General features: G+C 71.0%; 15 protein-coding genes and 1 rRNA gene. 7 read left to right on the top strand and 9 right to left on the bottom strand.

The genetic code is table 11. The features are described from left to right. Positions 1-198: 198 nt before the first annotated feature. Positions 199-768 (top strand): GNAT family N-acetyltransferase, encoded by a 570-nt coding sequence (locus tag ACZ49J_RS32990; protein ID WP_467450263.1) that lies wholly within the window; start codon positions 199-201, stop codon positions 766-768. A 74-nt stretch (positions 769-842) separates the two neighbouring features. Further along, a complete protein-coding gene (locus tag ACZ49J_RS32985; protein WP_467450262.1) occupies positions 843-2,045 on the top strand; it encodes a winged helix-turn-helix domain-containing protein in 1,203 nt (400 codons plus the stop codon). 67 nt (positions 2,046-2,112) lie between these two features. Here ACZ49J_RS32985 and ACZ49J_RS32980 read toward each other — a convergent pair whose 3' ends face one another. The 8 genes from ACZ49J_RS32980 to mtnA form a co-directional block, all read right to left on the bottom strand. Next, positions 2,113-2,859, bottom strand: coding sequence for a response regulator (locus ACZ49J_RS32980; protein WP_152790099.1), 747 nt, complete (start codon positions 2,857-2,859; stop codon positions 2,113-2,115). Between the two features lie 211 nt (positions 2,860-3,070). Continuing rightward, a complete protein-coding gene (gene hpf, locus ACZ49J_RS32975; protein WP_467450259.1) occupies positions 3,071-3,766 on the bottom strand; it encodes a ribosome hibernation-promoting factor, HPF/YfiA family in 696 nt (231 codons plus the stop codon). 328 nt (positions 3,767-4,094) lie between these two features. Next, a complete protein-coding gene (locus ACZ49J_RS32970; protein WP_467450258.1) occupies positions 4,095-4,949 on the bottom strand; it encodes a ComF family protein in 855 nt (284 codons plus the stop codon). Between the two features lie 114 nt (positions 4,950-5,063). After that, the gene (locus tag ACZ49J_RS32965; RefSeq protein WP_467450256.1) at positions 5,064-6,890 is read right to left on the bottom strand and encodes an LpqB family beta-propeller domain-containing protein; all 1,827 of its coding nucleotides are present in this window, start codon (positions 6,888-6,890) and stop codon (positions 5,064-5,066) included. After that, entirely contained in the window at positions 6,880-8,952 is a 2,073-nt protein-coding gene (gene mtrB, locus ACZ49J_RS32960; RefSeq protein ID WP_467450255.1) for an MtrAB system histidine kinase MtrB, read from the bottom strand. The genes ACZ49J_RS32965 and mtrB overlap by 11 nt, the downstream gene beginning before the upstream one ends. A gap of 1 nt (position 8,953) precedes the next feature. Beyond that, a complete protein-coding gene (gene mtrA, locus ACZ49J_RS32955; protein ID WP_187284748.1) occupies positions 8,954-9,643 on the bottom strand; it encodes a two-component system response regulator MtrA in 690 nt (229 codons plus the stop codon). Positions 9,644-9,846: 203 nt separating this feature from the next. Next, a complete protein-coding gene (locus ACZ49J_RS32950; protein ID WP_467450251.1) occupies positions 9,847-10,044 on the bottom strand; it encodes a hypothetical protein in 198 nt (65 codons plus the stop codon). A gap of 197 nt (positions 10,045-10,241) precedes the next feature. Next, positions 10,242-11,399 (bottom strand): S-methyl-5-thioribose-1-phosphate isomerase, encoded by a 1,158-nt coding sequence (gene mtnA, locus ACZ49J_RS32945; protein WP_467450249.1) that lies wholly within the window; start codon positions 11,397-11,399, stop codon positions 10,242-10,244. Between the two features lie 140 nt (positions 11,400-11,539). On the opposite strand from mtnA, the gene ACZ49J_RS32940 reads away from it, so the two are divergent. The 5 genes from ACZ49J_RS32940 to ACZ49J_RS32920 are packed head-to-tail and all read left to right on the top strand — an operon-like array spanning position 11,540 to position 17,120. Continuing rightward, the gene (locus ACZ49J_RS32940) at positions 11,540-12,883 is read left to right on the top strand and encodes a DUF7847 domain-containing protein (protein WP_467450247.1); all 1,344 of its coding nucleotides are present in this window, start codon (positions 11,540-11,542) and stop codon (positions 12,881-12,883) included. A 4-nt stretch (positions 12,884-12,887) separates the two neighbouring features. Continuing rightward, a complete protein-coding gene (locus ACZ49J_RS32935; protein WP_467450245.1) occupies positions 12,888-13,616 on the top strand; it encodes a DUF4129 domain-containing protein in 729 nt (242 codons plus the stop codon). Then, complete coding sequence (locus tag ACZ49J_RS32930) at positions 13,613-14,821, top strand: DUF4350 domain-containing protein (RefSeq protein WP_467450244.1); 1,209 nt, start codon at positions 13,613-13,615, stop codon at positions 14,819-14,821. The genes ACZ49J_RS32935 and ACZ49J_RS32930 overlap by 4 nt, the downstream gene beginning before the upstream one ends. Continuing rightward, a complete protein-coding gene (locus ACZ49J_RS32925) occupies positions 14,821-15,810 on the top strand; it encodes an AAA family ATPase (protein ID WP_467450620.1) in 990 nt (329 codons plus the stop codon). Before ACZ49J_RS32930 ends, ACZ49J_RS32925 begins: the two co-directional genes overlap by 1 nt. Next, the gene (locus tag ACZ49J_RS32920) at positions 15,810-17,120 is read left to right on the top strand and encodes a DUF58 domain-containing protein (RefSeq protein WP_467450242.1); all 1,311 of its coding nucleotides are present in this window, start codon (positions 15,810-15,812) and stop codon (positions 17,118-17,120) included. Before ACZ49J_RS32925 ends, ACZ49J_RS32920 begins: the two co-directional genes overlap by 1 nt. A gap of 88 nt (positions 17,121-17,208) precedes the next feature. Here ACZ49J_RS32920 and rrf read toward each other — a convergent pair. Continuing rightward, positions 17,209-17,299, bottom strand: a 5S ribosomal RNA gene (rrf, locus tag ACZ49J_RS32915); the annotation flags it as partial.

Here is a 17,299-nt window from a genome sequence, read left to right as displayed (position 1 = left end):
TTCCGTCCGCGAAATGCGTGAATTGTGACCAGTCCCTCACACACCGCGAACAACGCGCGCATCAAAAGAGATCCGACTGACCGGGCACGGGCCGACCGCGCCCGGCATCGACCTACCCGACAAACGACCGGCCCGACATCGGCCGGCCCGACGGCGAAAAGGATGGCGCCACTCCGCCCACCGGGCCAGAATCGCCCGATGGACCCCGTCACCCTGACCACCGACCGGCTCCTCCTGCGCACGGTGGGCCCGCACGACACCGACGCGGTGTACGCGGCCGCGCAGGACCCCGAGATCCAGCGCTGGACCGTGATCCCGTCGCCGTACCTGCGCGAGCACGCGGAACAGTTCGTCGGCCGGATGGCGCCCGACGGGTGGGCGGACTCCTCGATGTACACGTTCGGCGTCTTCCTCCCCTCCGGGGAGCTGGCTGGCATGCTCGGCCTCACCATGCGCTCGCTCGGCACCGGTGAGATCGGCTTCTGGGCGGCGAAGGAGCACCGCGGCAACGGCTACATCACCGAGGCCACCCTCGCCGTCTCCCGCTGGGCCTTCACCGCCGCGGCCATCGACCGCGTGGAATGGCGCGCGGAGGTCGGCAACACGGCCTCCCGCGCGGTGGCCGAGAAGGCGGGCTTCACCCTTGAGGGCACCCTCCGCTCCGCGATCGACAACAAGGGCGTACGCCGCGACTGCTGGGTGGCCTCCCTCCTCCCCTCGGACCTGGGCCTGCCGTCGACGGCACCGTACGTGCCGGGGCAGTCGTAGCTTTCGTGGGCTTGCTCACCGGGAAATCCGAGCTCGGGCCCCGTTGTCAGTGGCACCCCCTATCGTGCGGGACCATGACGACCCTGCCGCGCCCCACCGCTGAACTCTCCGCCGACGAGGCCCGCCGCATCGCCCTGCGGGCCCAGGGTTTCCTGGGCGCCCCCGACCGCAAGGGCGGAGTGCGGGGCGTGCTGCGGCATCTGGGCGCGGTCCAGCTCGACACCATCTCGGTCCTGGCCCGCTCGCACGAGCTCATCCCGTACGCCCGCCTCGGCGCGGTGGGCCGGAAGACGGTGGACAGGGCGTACTGGTCGACCGCACCGGGAGGCGCGACCCCGCCACGCCCGCACGCCTTCGAGTACTGGTCGCACGCCGCCTGCATCCTCCCCATCGAGGAGTGGCCCCACTTCGCGTTCCGCCGCCGCGCCTACCGCGCCCGCCCACACTGGAACCACGCGTTGCCGGACGGCGCGTACGACCGCGTCATCAAGCAGCTCCGCGCGGAAGGGCCCCTGACCGCCACGGAGTTGGGCGGGGCGAAGCGGACCAGCGAGTGGTGGGACTGGTCCGGCGAGAAGGTCGCCGTCGAGCGGGCCCTGATGTACGGCGAGGTGGTCTGCGTCGAACGCCGCGGCTGGAAGCGGGTGTACGACCTCGCCGAGCGCGCGATCCCGGACGAGTTGCTGCACGACGAGCTGGACGACACCGAGTGCCTGCGCCGCCTGGTCCGCCTCGCCGGCCAGGCCCTGGGCGTGGGCACGCGGGCGGACATCGCCGACTACCACCGCCTCAAGGCCGAGCAGGTCGACGCGGTGATCGCGGACTCGGGCCTGGTCCCGGTGACCGTCGCGGGCTGGGGCAAGCCCGCCTGGGCCGATCCCGCTGCCCTGGAGACGGCACCGCGCGGCCGCCACCGTACGACGCTGCTGTCCCCGTTCGACTCCCTGATCTGGGAGCGGGCCCGGACCGAACGCATCTTCGGCTTCACCCACCGTCTGGAGGCCTACGTCCCCAAACAGAAGCGTGTCCACGGCTACTTCGCGATGCCGGTCCTCGCCGGAGGCCAGCTCGTCGGCCGTGTCGATCCGGCTCGCGACGGCCGCACCCTGGTCGCCAAGCAGATAAACCTCGTGGGCCCCAAAGCAGTCCCCGCGGTGGCCCAGGCCCTGCGAGAGGCAGCGAGCTGGGTGGACTGCACGGACGTACGCGTGGAGCGGATGGACACCCCGGAGCTGCGCGAACCCCTCACAAGGGAACTGGACCGCGCCCTCGCCTGACCCCCACCGAGGCCCGTACCCCCGGTACCCCCGTACTCAGGTACCGCGCTCAGGTACCGCGGCACTCCTACCGGATCTCGAGGATCTTCTCCCGCATCGCATACACCACGGCCTCCATCCTGGAGTGCAGCTGCAGTTTCTCCAGGATGTTGCGCACGTGGTTCTTCACCGTGTTCTCGGAGATGAACAACTCCTTGGCGATATCACGGTTGTTCATTCCGGTCGCCACGAGTTTGAGGACTTCGAGCTCCCGGTCCGTCAACCGCGGCGCCGGCACGAGTCGGCGCTCATCGGTCCGCTGGATCATGGACTTGAACTCGGTGAGCAGTTTCGACGCCATGGAGGGACTGATCTGCGACTGCCCGTCGGCGACCGCGCGGATGGCCGTGGCCACCTCGTCCGTGGAGATCTCCTTGAGGAGATAGCCGGTCGCGCCCGCCTTGATCGCGTCGTAGAGGTCGGCCTCCTCGTCACTGATCGTCAGCATGATGATCTTCGCGCTGGGGGCCACCTCCTTGATGGAGGTGCACGCCTCGATCCCGCCGCGCTTGGGCATCCGCACGTCCATCAGCACGATGTCGGGCAGCAGGTCGGCCGCCTTGTCGACCGCCTCCGCCCCGTCACCGGCCTCGCCCACGACCTGGATGTCCTCCTCGGCCGCGAGCACGATCTCCAGACCGCGGCGGAAGAGCGCGTGGTCGTCCACGACGAGCACCCGGATGGGCTCCTTGCGTGGGGAGCCCGCCTCCGGGCCCATGCCGACGACGCCGCCGTCGGCATCCTCGTCACGCATCGGTCCGAAGCTGTCCGCCATCGTTCCTCCCCCTAGAAGGCCGTGGCCTGTGTTTCTGTGCCATCGCCAACCAAAAGGCAACAGCCCACCGGTTGGGGCCGGTTCAGCCATGATTTCATGCCTGGGCTGCGAAGCGGTGACAGAGCGGTGCATCGAGGGGTCGCACACGGGTGCCCCCGGGGGCGCACACGCGCGCTCCAGGGGCACCCGGATCGGCTGTCACCCGGCGAGATCAGCCGCCGAGCGCACCACCCGCGGCAGCCGAACGCCCTTCGGTCACCATCGGGTCGGTGCTGAGGTGGATGACGCCGTAGTCGTAGGCGTGCCGCCGGTAGACGACACTGGGTTCCTTGGTCTCGGAGTCGATGAACAGATAAAAGTCGTGCCCGACCAGCTCCATCTCGTAGAGCGCCTGGTCGAGAGTCATCGGGGACGCGACGTGGGTCTTCTCGCGGACGACGAGGGGGCCTTCACCCTTGACCTCCAGCGAGCCGATCTTCTTGGTGGGAACGTCGTCCGGCTGCTCTTCCTCGTGGACGGCCTTGCCGTTCCCGTTCAGCGTCGCCACGCCCGGAACATGGTCGGCGACCTCGGCTGCCGTGAGCCGTCGGGCTCCACGGCGCGTGAAACGCTTGTCGTGCTGCCTGCGCAGCCGGGCTTCCAACTTCTCCGCCGCCAGGTCGAGCGCCGCATACGGATCGCTGGCCGCGGCTTCCGCCCGGATCACCGGACCGCGGGAGTGGAGCGTGATCTCCACTCGATCCGACCGGTCGGCCTGCCGGGGGTTGGGCTCCTTGGACACCTCGACGTCGAGGCTGATCACCTTGCCGTCGAGCTTCTGGATCTTCTCCAGCTTCAGCTTTTCGGCCACGTGCTTGCGGAACCGCTCGGGCACCTCGGTCTTGCGGCCCTTGACGACGATGTCCACGCAGAACTCCGTTCCCGGATCGCCCCGCGCCAGTGCGGAGCGTCTCCCTTGTGCATCACCAGGCCCCGGTACGTCCCGGAGCCTCGGACTTGGTGACTGCCACCTCCTCCTCCCCCATGGACGAGATCTCCACCCTGTCGTCGCGGGTGATTACAGAAAACCCGCAGCACGGCATTCGGATTTGCGAGGAACGGCCACTGCCTTTCCCTCACAACCGAACATATCTCGCCCGGACGGATGTCGTCACCCTCTACTGCGACGTACCTCCGTTCAGGTGATTTGACCCTCTCGTTACCTGCAACGACGCAAGTTCTCTCTCAGTTCCGGATTATTGGAAAGATTCCGGTGAGGCAGCGACCACCGCCGCACGGACCGTGTATACGGCACCGTTCCCAGCCGCCTTTCCCGGTGCTGTTCGGCTGTGGTCCACCGCCTCCCTGCCGGCCCACCGCACCGACCTCACGGGGGTCGCCGCGGTCGCACCCGCGATCCGTTGCGCTCTTACTTCCCCTGTCACGCCGCCGTACACAGCCGTTTCCTCCAGCGCTGCCCGTACGGCACGCGCCGCTTCCCTCAGCGAGGCGCCCGTCGTCATCAGGTCGTCGACGAGCACGACCCGGCCCCCCGCCAGCAACCGGCCTCCCCCGCCCGCCACCTCCAGGGCGCCCGTGAGGTTGTCCAGCCGCTGCGACGCGTTGAGGCCCGACTGGTCGGCCACGGCCCTGCGCTGCCTCAGCACACCGACCACCCGGGACGGCGTCCCGGTGCGCCGCAGCTCGCCTGCGGCTGCGAGCGCGATCCGCCGCGCGGGGTCGTGCCCGCGTGATCGCACTGCCGTGCGCGCCGACGGCACGGGCACGAGCAGCACACGCCCCGGCACACCGTCCGCCTCGCCCAGCCCCGCCCGTACGGCCCCTGCCAAGGCCGCTCCGAGAGGCGCCGCGAGCGTCAGCGCGCCCCGCTCCTTGTGAGCGAGGAGCACCGCCCGTACCTCGTCCTCGTACCGGGCCGCCGCATGCACGACGGGTAGCCCCGGCGGTTCCGGCACTGGTCGCACCCGGCGCGGTGCGGCGCCGCTCAGAGCTGCTCGGCACTCCGGGCAGAGCACCGTGCGAGGCGTCCCGCAGCCTCCGCACTCGGCCGGCAGCACCAGGTCGGTGAGGTCCTGCCACCACCCGCGCATGCCCACCACTGTGCCAATCCCGGCGCGACCCGGCCACCCCTGTGGACAACCGCCTGTGGACAACCGTCGGGACAACTCTCCGCCACGGCGACCGAGAACGTACGCAAGCCGCCGCTACCCCGGGTAAACCGGCGCCGACCCCTCGCTGACCACCTTCTGCCACTGCGCGCCGGACGACAGCCGCACGATGCCGTCCTCCGAATGGGCCACCAGTGGCAGCCGCTCGTCCTCGGAAGCGGCGATCTCCTTCACTCCTGTGAGCGACACGGGTTGAGGGCCGTCCGGCACGGAACCGTCGACCTGCACGTACCGCACCTGCTGCACACCGCGGGACTCACGCCCCACCACCACAAGCCGGCTGTCCCCGGCCCACGACATGGCCGTGACCTCCTCCATCTGGGGGGTGGCCGAACGCAACGCGACGATCGACACCGCTGTGTCACGACCCGAGTCGGACTCCCGCTCGATCCGCCCTATGTACAGGGCCCGCTTGCCCCTCTTCTCCACGATCAGCGCGATCCGTACCCCGTCCGCGGCCACGCGCACCGCCTCGATGCGCCCGTCGAGCTGCGGCGTCGTCACCTTCAGCGGATCGCCCGCACCGTCGTGCAGCACCAGCAGCCGCTGGTTGTCCGGATCGCGGTCGGCCACCCACAGATCGCCTCTTCCGTCCCAGCTGGGTGTCGTCAGCCGGTCGTCCTCGGAGGGCCCCTCGCTGCGCACCACCGGGTCGCCGAGCGAACCGCCCGAGGCGAGCGACCCGACGTACAGCGCGCTGCCGTCCTTCGACACCCCGGCCGCCCGGTCCTCGTCGCGCTCCACGGCAGCCGACCGGAGCTGTGTCTCACCGGCGCCCAGGGCGCCGGGAACGGGCTCGGGCTCCCGGTCGGCACCGCTCGCGAGCATCCGGACGAGCCTGCCCTCGCCGTCGATGAAGTACTCGAACTCGGAGGGCCTGTCCGCGCCGCGCGAGGCGCTGCTCTCGTCGAGCACGCACAGCTGCGTACCGTCCGACCGCTGCAGCTCCACCTCGTTCACCCCCGTGGGCATCAGGTCCTGGAGCGTGAACAGCAGCTGCGCCGCCATCTCGTCGCACTTGCCCCGCCCGACATGGTCCGCCTTGCCGTTCAGCGGGACGACGAGCTTGTTCTGGTCGTCGGGCGTGAGCGACTTGACGCCCTTCTTCAGGGCGGTGCCCGAGGGGAAGCTCGTCCGCGCCACCGGGTTCAGCCAGCTGGTCGGGCCCTTCAGAAGTGCCCGGACCGTCTGCGTCACGGGGTCCACCTCACGGCGCACATAGACCGGATCGGCCACGGTACCCAGCTGACCGGACTGCGCGGACGAGGTGAAGTAGTACGTGTTCACGGACACGTAGGTGCGCTGGAAGTCCGACCTGCCCATCACCACGCCCGGCGGCAGCCGGTCGATGCGCCACTGCTTGGTGCCCTTGGAGTCCTTCACCTGGGTCAGGTGCACGGTCTCGTTGTAGTCGGCGTCGGCGGGCTCGTAAGCGTGCTGCGCGTCCACCCGGGCGACCTCGTGGCCGGTCAGCCGGTAGAGGAAGTCACCGTCGGCCTCCCTGGTCCCCGAGGGCTCGACCAGGGCGTTCGGCGCCTCGGCGAGGACCGTGGTGGACTCTCCCGGCTTCCAGTCCGAGCGTGCCCTGCCGGCCAGGTACATGCGGGCCGTCTCGTAGTTCGGGTCGTCGCTGGTGAGGGCCTCCAGGAAGCCCTGCACGATCTCCGAGGGCCGGGCGTCCTCGCGCGGCGGCAGCGCGTAGACCCGCACCTGCGCGTCCTGTCGCGGCGTGGACTCGACACCGCGCAGGTCCCCGCTGTCCGGCATCGAGGCGCACCCGGACAGCAGTACGGCACCGCAGCCGACGTACACCCCCACGCGCATCCCCCGCCGACGGCCGCGCTTCTCGCGGTCAGCGCCCACGGAATGCCTCCCCCTGCTCGTGTCCCTGCGCACCGCCCTGCGGCGGCTGTTCCTCGCTGTCCCCCGCCGTCCCCTCGGCCGGGTCCGCCGGCCGGTCGACGGGCCCGGTGGGCCGGGGCACGACACGTGCCCCGTCGCCGGGCAGCGCCGTCAGGTCCACGGTGGGCGTCGCCCCCGTCGACCGCAGCCCTATGGACGCCCTCACCTGGACGTTCTCCCCGGAGGACTGCAGCGGGACAGTGGCGAGCTTGCTGCCACCACCACGGGACGGACCGGCTTCGCCGAGTCCCCGGTTGCGCCGCGAGTCCTTGGGTTCGAGGGGTATCGGGGATCCGCGCAGCGGCTCGTCCGCGGTCCGCGGCAGCGTCAGCCGGAACTGGGAACCGCCGCCCGGCTCACCCCACGCCTGCAGCCAGCCACCGTGCAACCGCGCGTCCTCCAGGGCGATGGACAGCCCCAGACCCGTACCACCGGTGGTACGCGCGCGTGCCGGGTCCGCACGCCAGAAGCGGCTGAACACCCGGGTCGCCTCGCCCGGCTTGAGCCCGACCCCGTAGTCACGTACGGCGACCGCCACGGCGCCGCCCGCCGAGGCCAGCTTGACCACGACGTCCCTGCCCTCCCCGTGCTCCACGGCGTTGACGACGAGATTGCGCAGCACCCGCTCCACGCGCCGGGCATCCGCCTCGGCCACGATGGGCTGCTGATCGCCGACGACCCGTATCCGCGTGCCCTTGCGCTCGGCGAGCGGTTCGGCACCGCTGACGACCCGCCTCACGACCTCCCTGAGGTCGATCGGCTCGGCCTCCAGGGCCGCCGCGCCCGCGTCGAACCGGCTGATCTCCAGCAGGTCCGCGAGCAGTGACTCGAACCGGTCCAGCTGGTCGGCGAGCAGCTCCGCCGACCGCGCCGTCACCGGATCGAAGTCGACGCGCGCCTCGTGGATGACGTCGGCGGCCATACGGACCGTGGTCAGCGGGGTGCGCAGCTCATGCGACACATCGGAGACGAACCGCCGCTGCATCCGCGACAGGTCCTCCAGCTGGTTGATCTTCAGCTGCAGGTTCTGCGCCATCTTGTTGAAGGCCTCACCGAGCCGCGCGATGTCGTCCTCACCGGTGACCTTCATACGTTCCTGAAGGCGGCCCGCGGACAGCCGCTCGGCGATCCCGGCCGCCATCCGCACGGGCGTGACGACCTGGCGCACCACCAGCCAGGCGATGGCCCCCAGAAGCACGACGACGAACAGTCCCGCCGTCGCCAGCGTCCCCTTGACCAGGCTCAGCGACTTCTCCTCCTGGCTGAGCGGGAAGAGGTAGTACAGCTCGTACGGGTTGCCGTACGGATCGTTGACCTGCTTGCCGATGACCAGCGCGGGCTGCGACTCCTTGCCGGTGCCGACCTCGTACACGACGCGCGTGTAGCTCTGTGCCGCGCCCGCGCCGTCGTCCACACGATCGCGCAGGTCCTCGGGCACGCTGAGGGTCGGCTCCACCCCGCCGGAGGCACGGGGACCGAACCCACGGGCGTCACCGGCTCCGCTGCTGCTGAGCGTCACGACGTCGAACGCGCCCTGGCCGCCACTGGAGAGCGACTTCACGAGGGTGCTCATCCATTCGCTGACGTTCCTCACCGCTTCGCCGTCCGGGGCGGGGCTGTCGTTCCCGGCCGCGGTCGCCGCGCTGTCGGCCCGCTGAGCGGCGGCCGTGAAGCCGCCCGTGGCCTGGCTCTGCGACGCCTTCACCTTGGCGTCCAGCAGTCCGTTGCGCACCTGTCCGATGACGACGAAGCCCAGCAGCAGGACCACGCCCAGCGACATCAGCAGGGTCGTCACTACCACCCTGAGCTGGATGTTGCGCCGCCACAACCGCATCACCGGCAACAGCGGACGGCGCACCCAGCGCAGGAACAGACGCAGAACCGGGCTGCCGTGGATCCCGCCCTGCAGCAGCCCGCCGTCGAGGAGGCGCCCCCAGCCGGCCCCCGCCGTCTTCCGGCCGACAGGCCGCCCGGCGCGGGTCCCCGGCTGGCCGGGCGCCGAAGCGGCACTGTCTCCGCTCATGTCAGCTCGGCCCCGCCTTGTACCCGACGCCCCGGACGGTCACCACGATCTCCGGCCGCTCCGGGTCCTTCTCCACCTTCGACCGCAACCTCTGCACGTGGACGTTGACCAGACGGGTGTCCGCCGCGTGGCGGTAGCCCCAGACCTGCTCCAGCAGGACCTCGCGCGTGAACACCTGCCACGGCTTGCGGGCCAGCGCGACCAGCAGGTCGAACTCCAGCGGCGTCAGCGCGATCGACTGCCCGTCCCGCTTCACGGAGTGCCCGGCCACGTCGATGACGAGGTCGCCGATGGCGAGCTGCTCCGGCGCCGGCTCCTCCGACCTGCGCAGCCGCGCCCGGATACGGGCCACGAGCTCCTTCGGCTTGAACGGCTTCACGATGTAGTCATCGGCACCGGACTCCAGCCCGACCACCACGTCCACCGTGTCGCTCTTGGCCGTGAGCATCACGATCGGCACCCCGGACTCGGCCCTGATCAGGCGGCACACCTCGATGCCGTCCCGGCCGGGAAGCATCAGGTCGAGCAGCACCAGATCGGGCTTGCTCTCCCGGAACGCCGCCAGCGCCTTGTCGCCGTCGGCTACGAAAGACGGCTCAAAACCTTCACCACGCAGCACGATGCCGAGCATCTCGGCCAGTGCGGTGTCGTCGTCGACGACAAGGACTCGTCCCTTCATGAATGACATCATCCCATTCTCATAACGCGACCGAAGCGGGTGGTGAGGGAGGTCACGGACCTGTGACGTTAGCCGTAGGCAACCGCCGGTGTCTGCCCGTGTGCGTGGATGTTGATGTCAGTAACGGACGTCAGGTGGTGTCCGCCTGGTCAGTCTGCCCACACGATCGACGGAGCCTCCATGCCCAAGCAGGGGGCATCGGCCCCGCACCGGACCTACTCGCCGCTCACCTGGTCGGCAGAAAGGGTCGGGGGCTCCGGTGACCGTTCGGCCCACCGAATCCGGTACAAGATGGCCCATCCCAGGATGGCCGCTGCGAGGGTCATGCTGCCCAGCGCGATGGGGTTGCCGTGCGCTGCCTGGGCCCAGAACCCTCGCGACAGGTAGAGCTGACTGGCGATGAGCAGCAGCATCCCCCATCGGCCCCGCAACCGGCTCAGCTGTCGACGGGTTGCTCTAGCAGCGGCTCGCATGTCCATGACCCCTCCGGCTCGGAGGGTACCGCTGAGGTCGGCGTAGCGGCCTTGGCCAGGAGCTGCGCTTGGACGTCACGGCCCCTCCGTGCGGATAGTCGCAGGTGGAGGGGCCTTCGTCGTCGGTCAGCGCGGCATCATCCCCTTGACTCGATCGTTACCTGGCGTGACCTGCCACACAGCTCGGCAAGTGCCTCGGCGGTCACGGGCGACACAGCGCCCTCCTCGGTGACGATCGCCGTCACCAGCTCCGGCGGGGTCACGTCGAACGCCGGGTTGTACGCCTGGGTTCCCAGGGGTGCCACAGGAATCCCACCGCCCGCCTCCGCTCCCGCCACCGGCACCTGGGGCGCCGCTATCTCCGTCACCTCGTGCCCGGCCCGCTGTTCCACCTCGATGGACGCGCCATCGGGGGTGTCCGGATCCACCGTCGTCACCGGCGCCACCACGATGAACGGCACATGGTGATACCGGGCCAGCACCGCGAGCGGATACGTCCCCACCTTGTTCGCCACCGAGCCGTCGGCCGCGATCCGGTCCGCTCCGACCAGCACCGCGTCCACCTCCCCCGCCGCGAACAGCGAACCCGCCGCATTGTCCGTGAGAAGCGTGTACGCCATCCCGCTGCGCGCCGCTTCGTACGCCGTCAGACGGGCGCCCTGCAGCAACGGCCGCGTCTCGTCCACCCACAGCCGGCGCAGCCGCCCCTCCCGGTGCGCCGCGAGGGCCACCGCGAACGCCGTGCCCTCCCCGCCCGACACCAGCGAACCGGTGTTGCAGTGCGTGAGCACCCTGTGCCCGCCACCCGGCAGCAACTCGTCGAGCAGCGCCAGCCCGTGCCCGGCCATGCGGGCACTCGCCTCGGCATCCTCCTGGTGCAGCGTCCGCGCCGCCGTGAGCGCGGCCTCCGCGCCCCGCTTCTGGTCCCCGCCCTGGGCGAGCGCGGCCCGGTACGCGTCCCGGGCCCGGCGCACACCCACAGCAAGGTTCACCGCGGTCGGCCGGGCACCCGCCAGCCCGGCGGCCGCATCCTCCACGTCGAACCCACGCGCGGCGGCGAGCGCGACGCCGTACGCCCCCGCGATGCCCAGCAGCGGCGCCCCGCGGACCGCGAGGGTACGGATCGCCTCCACCAGCGCGGGCGCGTCCGTGCACACCAGCTCGACCTCCTCGGCCGGCAGCCGGGTCTGGTCGAGCAGGACCAGAACGGGGCCTTCGGGTGGCTCGTCCCAACGGATCGCGGGGATCTCCGTCGGCCGGTTGTCGTCGCTGGATTGCGCCTGCTGATCAGCCATCCGTCCAGTCTGCCCCCTACCGGGCGGACAATTGAAGGTGCACAGCCCGCACCACCCCTGGTCACTTGACGGACGCACCGTGGCACGATGGGCGCCAACCTGCCACCGCGACCGCGGAAGGGCATCGTGAAGGAGCGACGATGAAAGACACTCCGGGCTGGGCCTCGCCCGGATCCGCCCCCTCGGACGGCCAGGAACCCGCCGGCTCCGCCGCCGCCCAGCCCCCGGAGCAGCCGGACCAGAGTGGCTCGAACCCGTCGGAGCCCCCGTCGAAGTGGTCCAAGGACCAGCCTCCTCCCGGCCAGTGGTCCGCTCCCAGCCCGCAAAGCCCCGGCCAGGCTCCGCCACCCCCTCCCCCCGGCCCGGGCTGGGGCGGCCAGCAGCCCGGCGGCCCCGGAGGCTACGGAGGCCAGGGCGGCGGTCACGGCGGCTGGGGCCCGCCCGGATACGGCGGTCCCGGAGGCTGGGGCGGAGCATGGGGCGGTCCCCCGCCCGCCGCCAAGCCCGGCGTGATCCCGCTGCGCCCCCTCGGCGTCGGCGAGATCCTCGACGGCGCGGTCTCCACCATGCGCACCTACTGGCGCACGGTCCTCGGCATCTCGCTGACTGTCGCCGTCGTCACGGAGATCGCGGTCATCCTGTTCCAGGGCCTCGTCCTCAACGACACCGCCGGCTCCGAGGCCCTCAACGACCCCAGCGCCTCGCTCGACGAACTGACCCGCGCCCTGGGCACCACCCTGATCAGCTCGGCCGTCGTCCTGCTCATCAGTCTGCTCGGCACCATCGTGGCCACCGCCCTGCTCACGTCCGTGACCAGCCGCGCGGTGCTCGGCAAGCCCGTGACCACGGCGGAGGCCTGGCGCGAGGCCCGGCCCCAGCTGGCCAGGCTGTTCGGCCTGACCCTCCTGCTGCCCCTCATCGCCATCGCCCTCGTCAGCGTCGGCATCCTGCCCGGCGCCCTCGTGGCCGCCGCGGGCGAAAGCGGTGGAGGCGCCGCGCTTGCGGTCCTCGGCGGAATCGCAGCCGGCATCGTCGCCCTGTGGCTGATGATCCGCTTCTCGCTCGCCTCGCCCGCCCTGATGCTGGAGAAGCAGGGAATCCTGAAGTCGATGAGCCGCTCCGCGAAGCTGGTGCGCGGCTCCTGGTGGCGGGTCTTCGGCATCCAACTGCTCGCCGCGCTCATCGCCAACATCCTCGCGTCGATCATCGTGATCCCGTTCACCTTCATCGCCGGGGCACTCAGCGGAGGCGGCCTCTCCGGCTTCCTCGACAGCACCGGGGAGGTCGGCTGGACGTTCCTCATCGTCAGCGGAGTCGGCTCGGTGATCGGGTCGATGCTCACGTTCCCCATCACCGCGGGCGTCACCGTGCTGCTCTACATCGACCAGCGCATCCGCCGTGAGGCCCTCGACCTCGACCTGGCACGCGCCGCCGGCATCAACGCCTACGGCACCGACTCGCCGGGCACGACTCCAGGGAGCTGACGGCATGACGGGGGGAGTTCGCACAGCGGTCCTGGCGCTGCCGATGTCCGACGACGCGCCGCCGCTCACCACACCGCGTGACCCCGCCCGCGAGGCGGCCAGGCGGGAGCTGTCGAAGCGGATGTACCACGAGAACGACCCCAGCTGGTTCCAGCGCGCCCTGGACGCGTTCTGGGAATGGCTCGACAAGCTGTTCGGCGCCGCGTCCGCCGCCACCCCCGGCGGCACGCTCGGCCTCGTCGTCATCGTCCTGGTGGTTCTCGCGCTCCTCGGCGCACTCTGGTGGCGCCTGGGGACCCCCCAGCGCACCCCCACATCGTCCGCCACGCTCTTCGACGACCGCCCCCGCAGCGCCGCCGAGCACCGCGCGACCGCCGAGGCGCACGCCGCGCAGGGCCACTGGAACCAGGCCGTCCAGGAACGCATGCGCGCCGTCGTGCGCTCCCTGGAGGAACGCGCCCTGCTCGACGTACGCCCCGGCCGCACCGCCGACGAGGCCGCCTCCGAAGCCGGCCGCGCGCTCCCCGCCCACGCGGAACGACTGCGCGCGGCCGCCCGGGACTTCGACGACGTCACATACGGTGGCAGGTCGGCGGAGGAAGGAACATACCGCCGTCTCACTGCCCTCGACGACGAGTTGGAGCGCACCAAGCCCGTGCTGACCAACAGCGCCCACAGCACGGCCAGGACGACCGAGACGGCCGACAGCGCACGCCGGGGAGCCGCCGAATGACCACCGAGGTCACGCTCCCGACCACCGAGGACTCCACCTCCTCCTCGCCCACCGCCCGCCAGGTGTGGACCCGCGCGCGAGGTGTCGTACTCGCGCTGGTCCTCCTCCTGGCGGCGGCCGTCGCCATCGCCTCGGTCCGCTCCACCTCCCAGCACGGCATGCTCGACCCGCGCTCGGCCGACCCCTACGGCAGCCGCGCGATCGCCGAACTCCTCGACGACCGGGGTGTGTCCACGCGCATGGTCACCACCCTCGACGAGGCCCGCGCCGCGGCCGGCCCCGACACCACCCTCCTGGTCGCCGTCCCCGACCTGCTGACGGACCGCCAACAGACCCAGCTCCACGCGGCGACCCGGAGCTCCGGCGGCCGTACGATCCTGCTCGCCCCCGACACCCCCTCCATCGGTACCCTCGCCCCCGGTGTGAGCGCCGACCGGGCACGAAGCCTCGACTCGACGCTCTCCCCGCGCTGCGACCTCCCGGCAGCCCGCCGAGCGGGTACCGCCGACACGGGAGGCATCCGCTACCGCACGGCCGACCCGGACGCCGACACCTGCTACCCCAGCGACGGCCTGCCCAGCCTGGTACGTCTGCCGGCACCTCAGGGAGGCGGCGACACCATCGTGCTCGGCGCCCGCGACATCCTCTACAACGACAGCCTCGACGAGCACGGCAACGCCTCGCTCGCCCTCCAACTCCTCGGCTCGCGTCCCCATCTGGTCTGGTACCTCCCCTCGCTGTCCGACGACGCCCTCACTGAAAACGGCGAGCGCGGCTTCCTCGACCTGCTCCCCTCGGGCTGGCTCTGGGGCACACTCCAGCTCTTCGTCGCCGGCGCCCTGGCCGCCCTGTGGAGGGCACGCCGACTCGGCCCCCTCGTACCCGAACGCCTTCCCGTCGCGATCCGCGCCTCCGAAACCGTCGAAGGACGAGCCCGCCTCTACCGCAAGGCCAACGCCCGCGACCGCGCGTCCGCCGCCCTGCGCTCCACCACCCGCACCCGCCTCGCCTCCCTCGTAGGCGTCCCCCTCGCCCAGGCGCACACGCCCGAGGCCCTGCTCCCCTCCCTGTCCGCCCACCTCGACAACGCAGACGGACAGGCCCTGCACGCCCTCCTCTTCGGCCCACCACCCGGCGACGACGCAAGCCTGACCGCCCTCGCCGACCAACTCGACGCCCTCGAAAGAGAGGTACGCCGTCCATGATGGACCCGACCACTGACAACGCCGGGTACGCCGGGGACCCGGGCGCCGCCCGCTCCTCCCTGGAAGCCCTGCGCGCCGAGATCGCCAAGGCCGTGGTCGGCCAGGACCCCGCGGTGACCGGCCTTGTCGTCGCCCTGCTCTGCCGCGGCCACGTCCTCCTCGAAGGAGTCCCCGGCGTCGCCAAGACACTCCTCGTCCGCACCCTGGCGTCCGCCCTCGAACTCGACACCAAGCGCGTCCAGTTCACCCCTGACCTGATGCCGAGCGACGTCACCGGGTCTCTCGTCTATGACGCCCGCACCGCCGAGTTCTCCTTCCAGCCAGGCCCGGTCTTCACCAACCTGCTCCTCGCCGACGAGATCAACCGCACCCCGCCCAAGACCCAGTCGTCCCTGCTGGAAGCCATGGAGGAACGTCAGGTCACCGTCGACGGCACCCCACGTCCACTGCCGGAGCCGTTCCTGGTCGCCGCGACCCAGAACCCCGTCGAGTACGAGGGCACATACCCGCTCCCCGAGGCCCAGCTGGACCGTTTCCTCCTCAAGCTCACGATCCCGCTCCCGTCCCGCCAGGACGAGATCAACGTCCTCACCCGCCACGCGGAAGGCTTCAATCCGCGCGACCTGCGCGCCGCCGGCGTACGCCCCGTAGCGAACGCCGCCGATCTGGAAGCCGCCCGCGCCTCGGTCGCCAAAACCACGGTCTCCCCCGAGATCACCGCCTACGTCGTCGACATCTGCCGCGCCACCCGCGAATCCCCTTCTCTCACCCTCGGGGTCTCACCGCGCGGCGCCACGGCCCTCCTCGCGACGTCACGCGCCTGGGCCTGGCTCACCGGCCGGGACTACGTCATCCCCGACGACGTGAAGGCCCTCGCCCTGCCGACCCTCCGCCACCGCGTCCAGCTCCGACCGGAGGCCGAGATGGAAGGCGTGACCGCCGACTCGGTCATCAACGCGATCCTCACCCACGTCCCTGTCCCCCGCTGATGGCACTCACCGGACGCGCCGCGCTCCTCGCGGCTCTCGGCTCCCTCCCCGTCGGCATCTGGGAACCCAGCTGGGCGGGCATCCTCGCCGTGAACGCCCCGCTCGCCCTGGCGTGCGCCTGCGACTTCGCCCTCGCCGCGCCCGTACGCCGCCTCGGCCTGACCCGCTCCGGCGACACTTCGGCACGCCTGGGCGAAACGGCGGACGTCACTCTCACCGTCACCAACCCGTCCAACCGCCCCCTGCGCGCCCACCTCCGCGACGCCTGGCCTCCGAGCAGTTGGCAGCCCGGCACGGAGGTGGCCGCCTCCCGTCACCAGCTCACCATTCCCGCGGGCGAACGCCGCCGCGTCACAACCCGTTTGCGCCCCACGCGCCGGGGCGATCGCCAGGCTGACCGCGTCACCATCCGCTCGTACGGTCCGCTCGGCCTGTTCGCCCGCCAGGGCAGCCACAAGGTTCCCTGGACCGTACGGGTCCTGCCCCCGTTCACCAGCCGCAAGCACCTGCCCTCCAAACTGGCCCGCCTACGCGAACTCGACGGCCGAACAAGCGTCCTGACCCGAGGCGAAGGCACCGAGTTCGACAGCCTCCGCGAGTACGTCCCCGGTGACGACACCCGCTCCATCGACTGGCGCGCCACAGCCCGTCAGTCCACGGTCGCCATCCGCACCTGGCGTCCCGAACGAGATCGCCACATCCTGCTGGTCCTGGATACCGGCAGAACCTCAGCAGGACGTGTGGGCGACGCTCCCCGGCTGGACGCCTCCATGGACGCGGCCCTCCTCCTGGCCGCCCTCGCGTCCCGAGCGGGCGACCGCGTGGACCTCCTGGCATACGACCGCCGCGTACGCACCCTCGTCCAGGGCCGCACGGCGGGAGACGTCCTCCCGTCCCTGGTCAACGCGATGGCCACCCTGGAACCCGAACTCATCGAAACCGACGCGCGCGGCCTCACGGCCACGGCACTGCGTACGGCGCCGCGCCGCGCCCTGATCGTCCTTCTGACAAGCCTGGACGCGGCGCCGGTCGAAGAAGGTCTGCTTCCTGTACTCCCCCAGCTCACCCAGCGCCATACGGTCCTCGTGGCATCGGTCGCGGATCCGCACATCGCCGGCATGACCAAAGCACGCGGAAACCCAGAGGCCGTGTACGAGGCCGCCGCAGCGGCACAGGCCCAGGCAGAACGGCAACGCACAGCCGAGCAGCTGCGCCGTCACGGAGTAACGATCGTCGATACGACCCCGGACGACCTGGCGCCGGCGCTGGCGGACGCCTATCTGGCCTTGAAAGCGGCGGGACGTCTGTAAGGCATGTCCCTCTCGGAGGGGCAAGCCTCATCTGGTCTGAGAAAACAAAAAGGCCCACACCGTAAGGTGTGGGCCTTTTTTAATATTTGTTCGGCGGTGTCCTACTCTCCCACAGGGTCCCCCCTGCAGTACCATCGGCGCTGTAAGGCTTAGCTTCCGGGTTCGGAATGTAACCGGGC

Source organism: Streptomyces sp. NPDC030840 (genome assembly GCF_055572015.1).
This window is presented reverse-complemented; position numbering and strand designations above follow the sequence as displayed.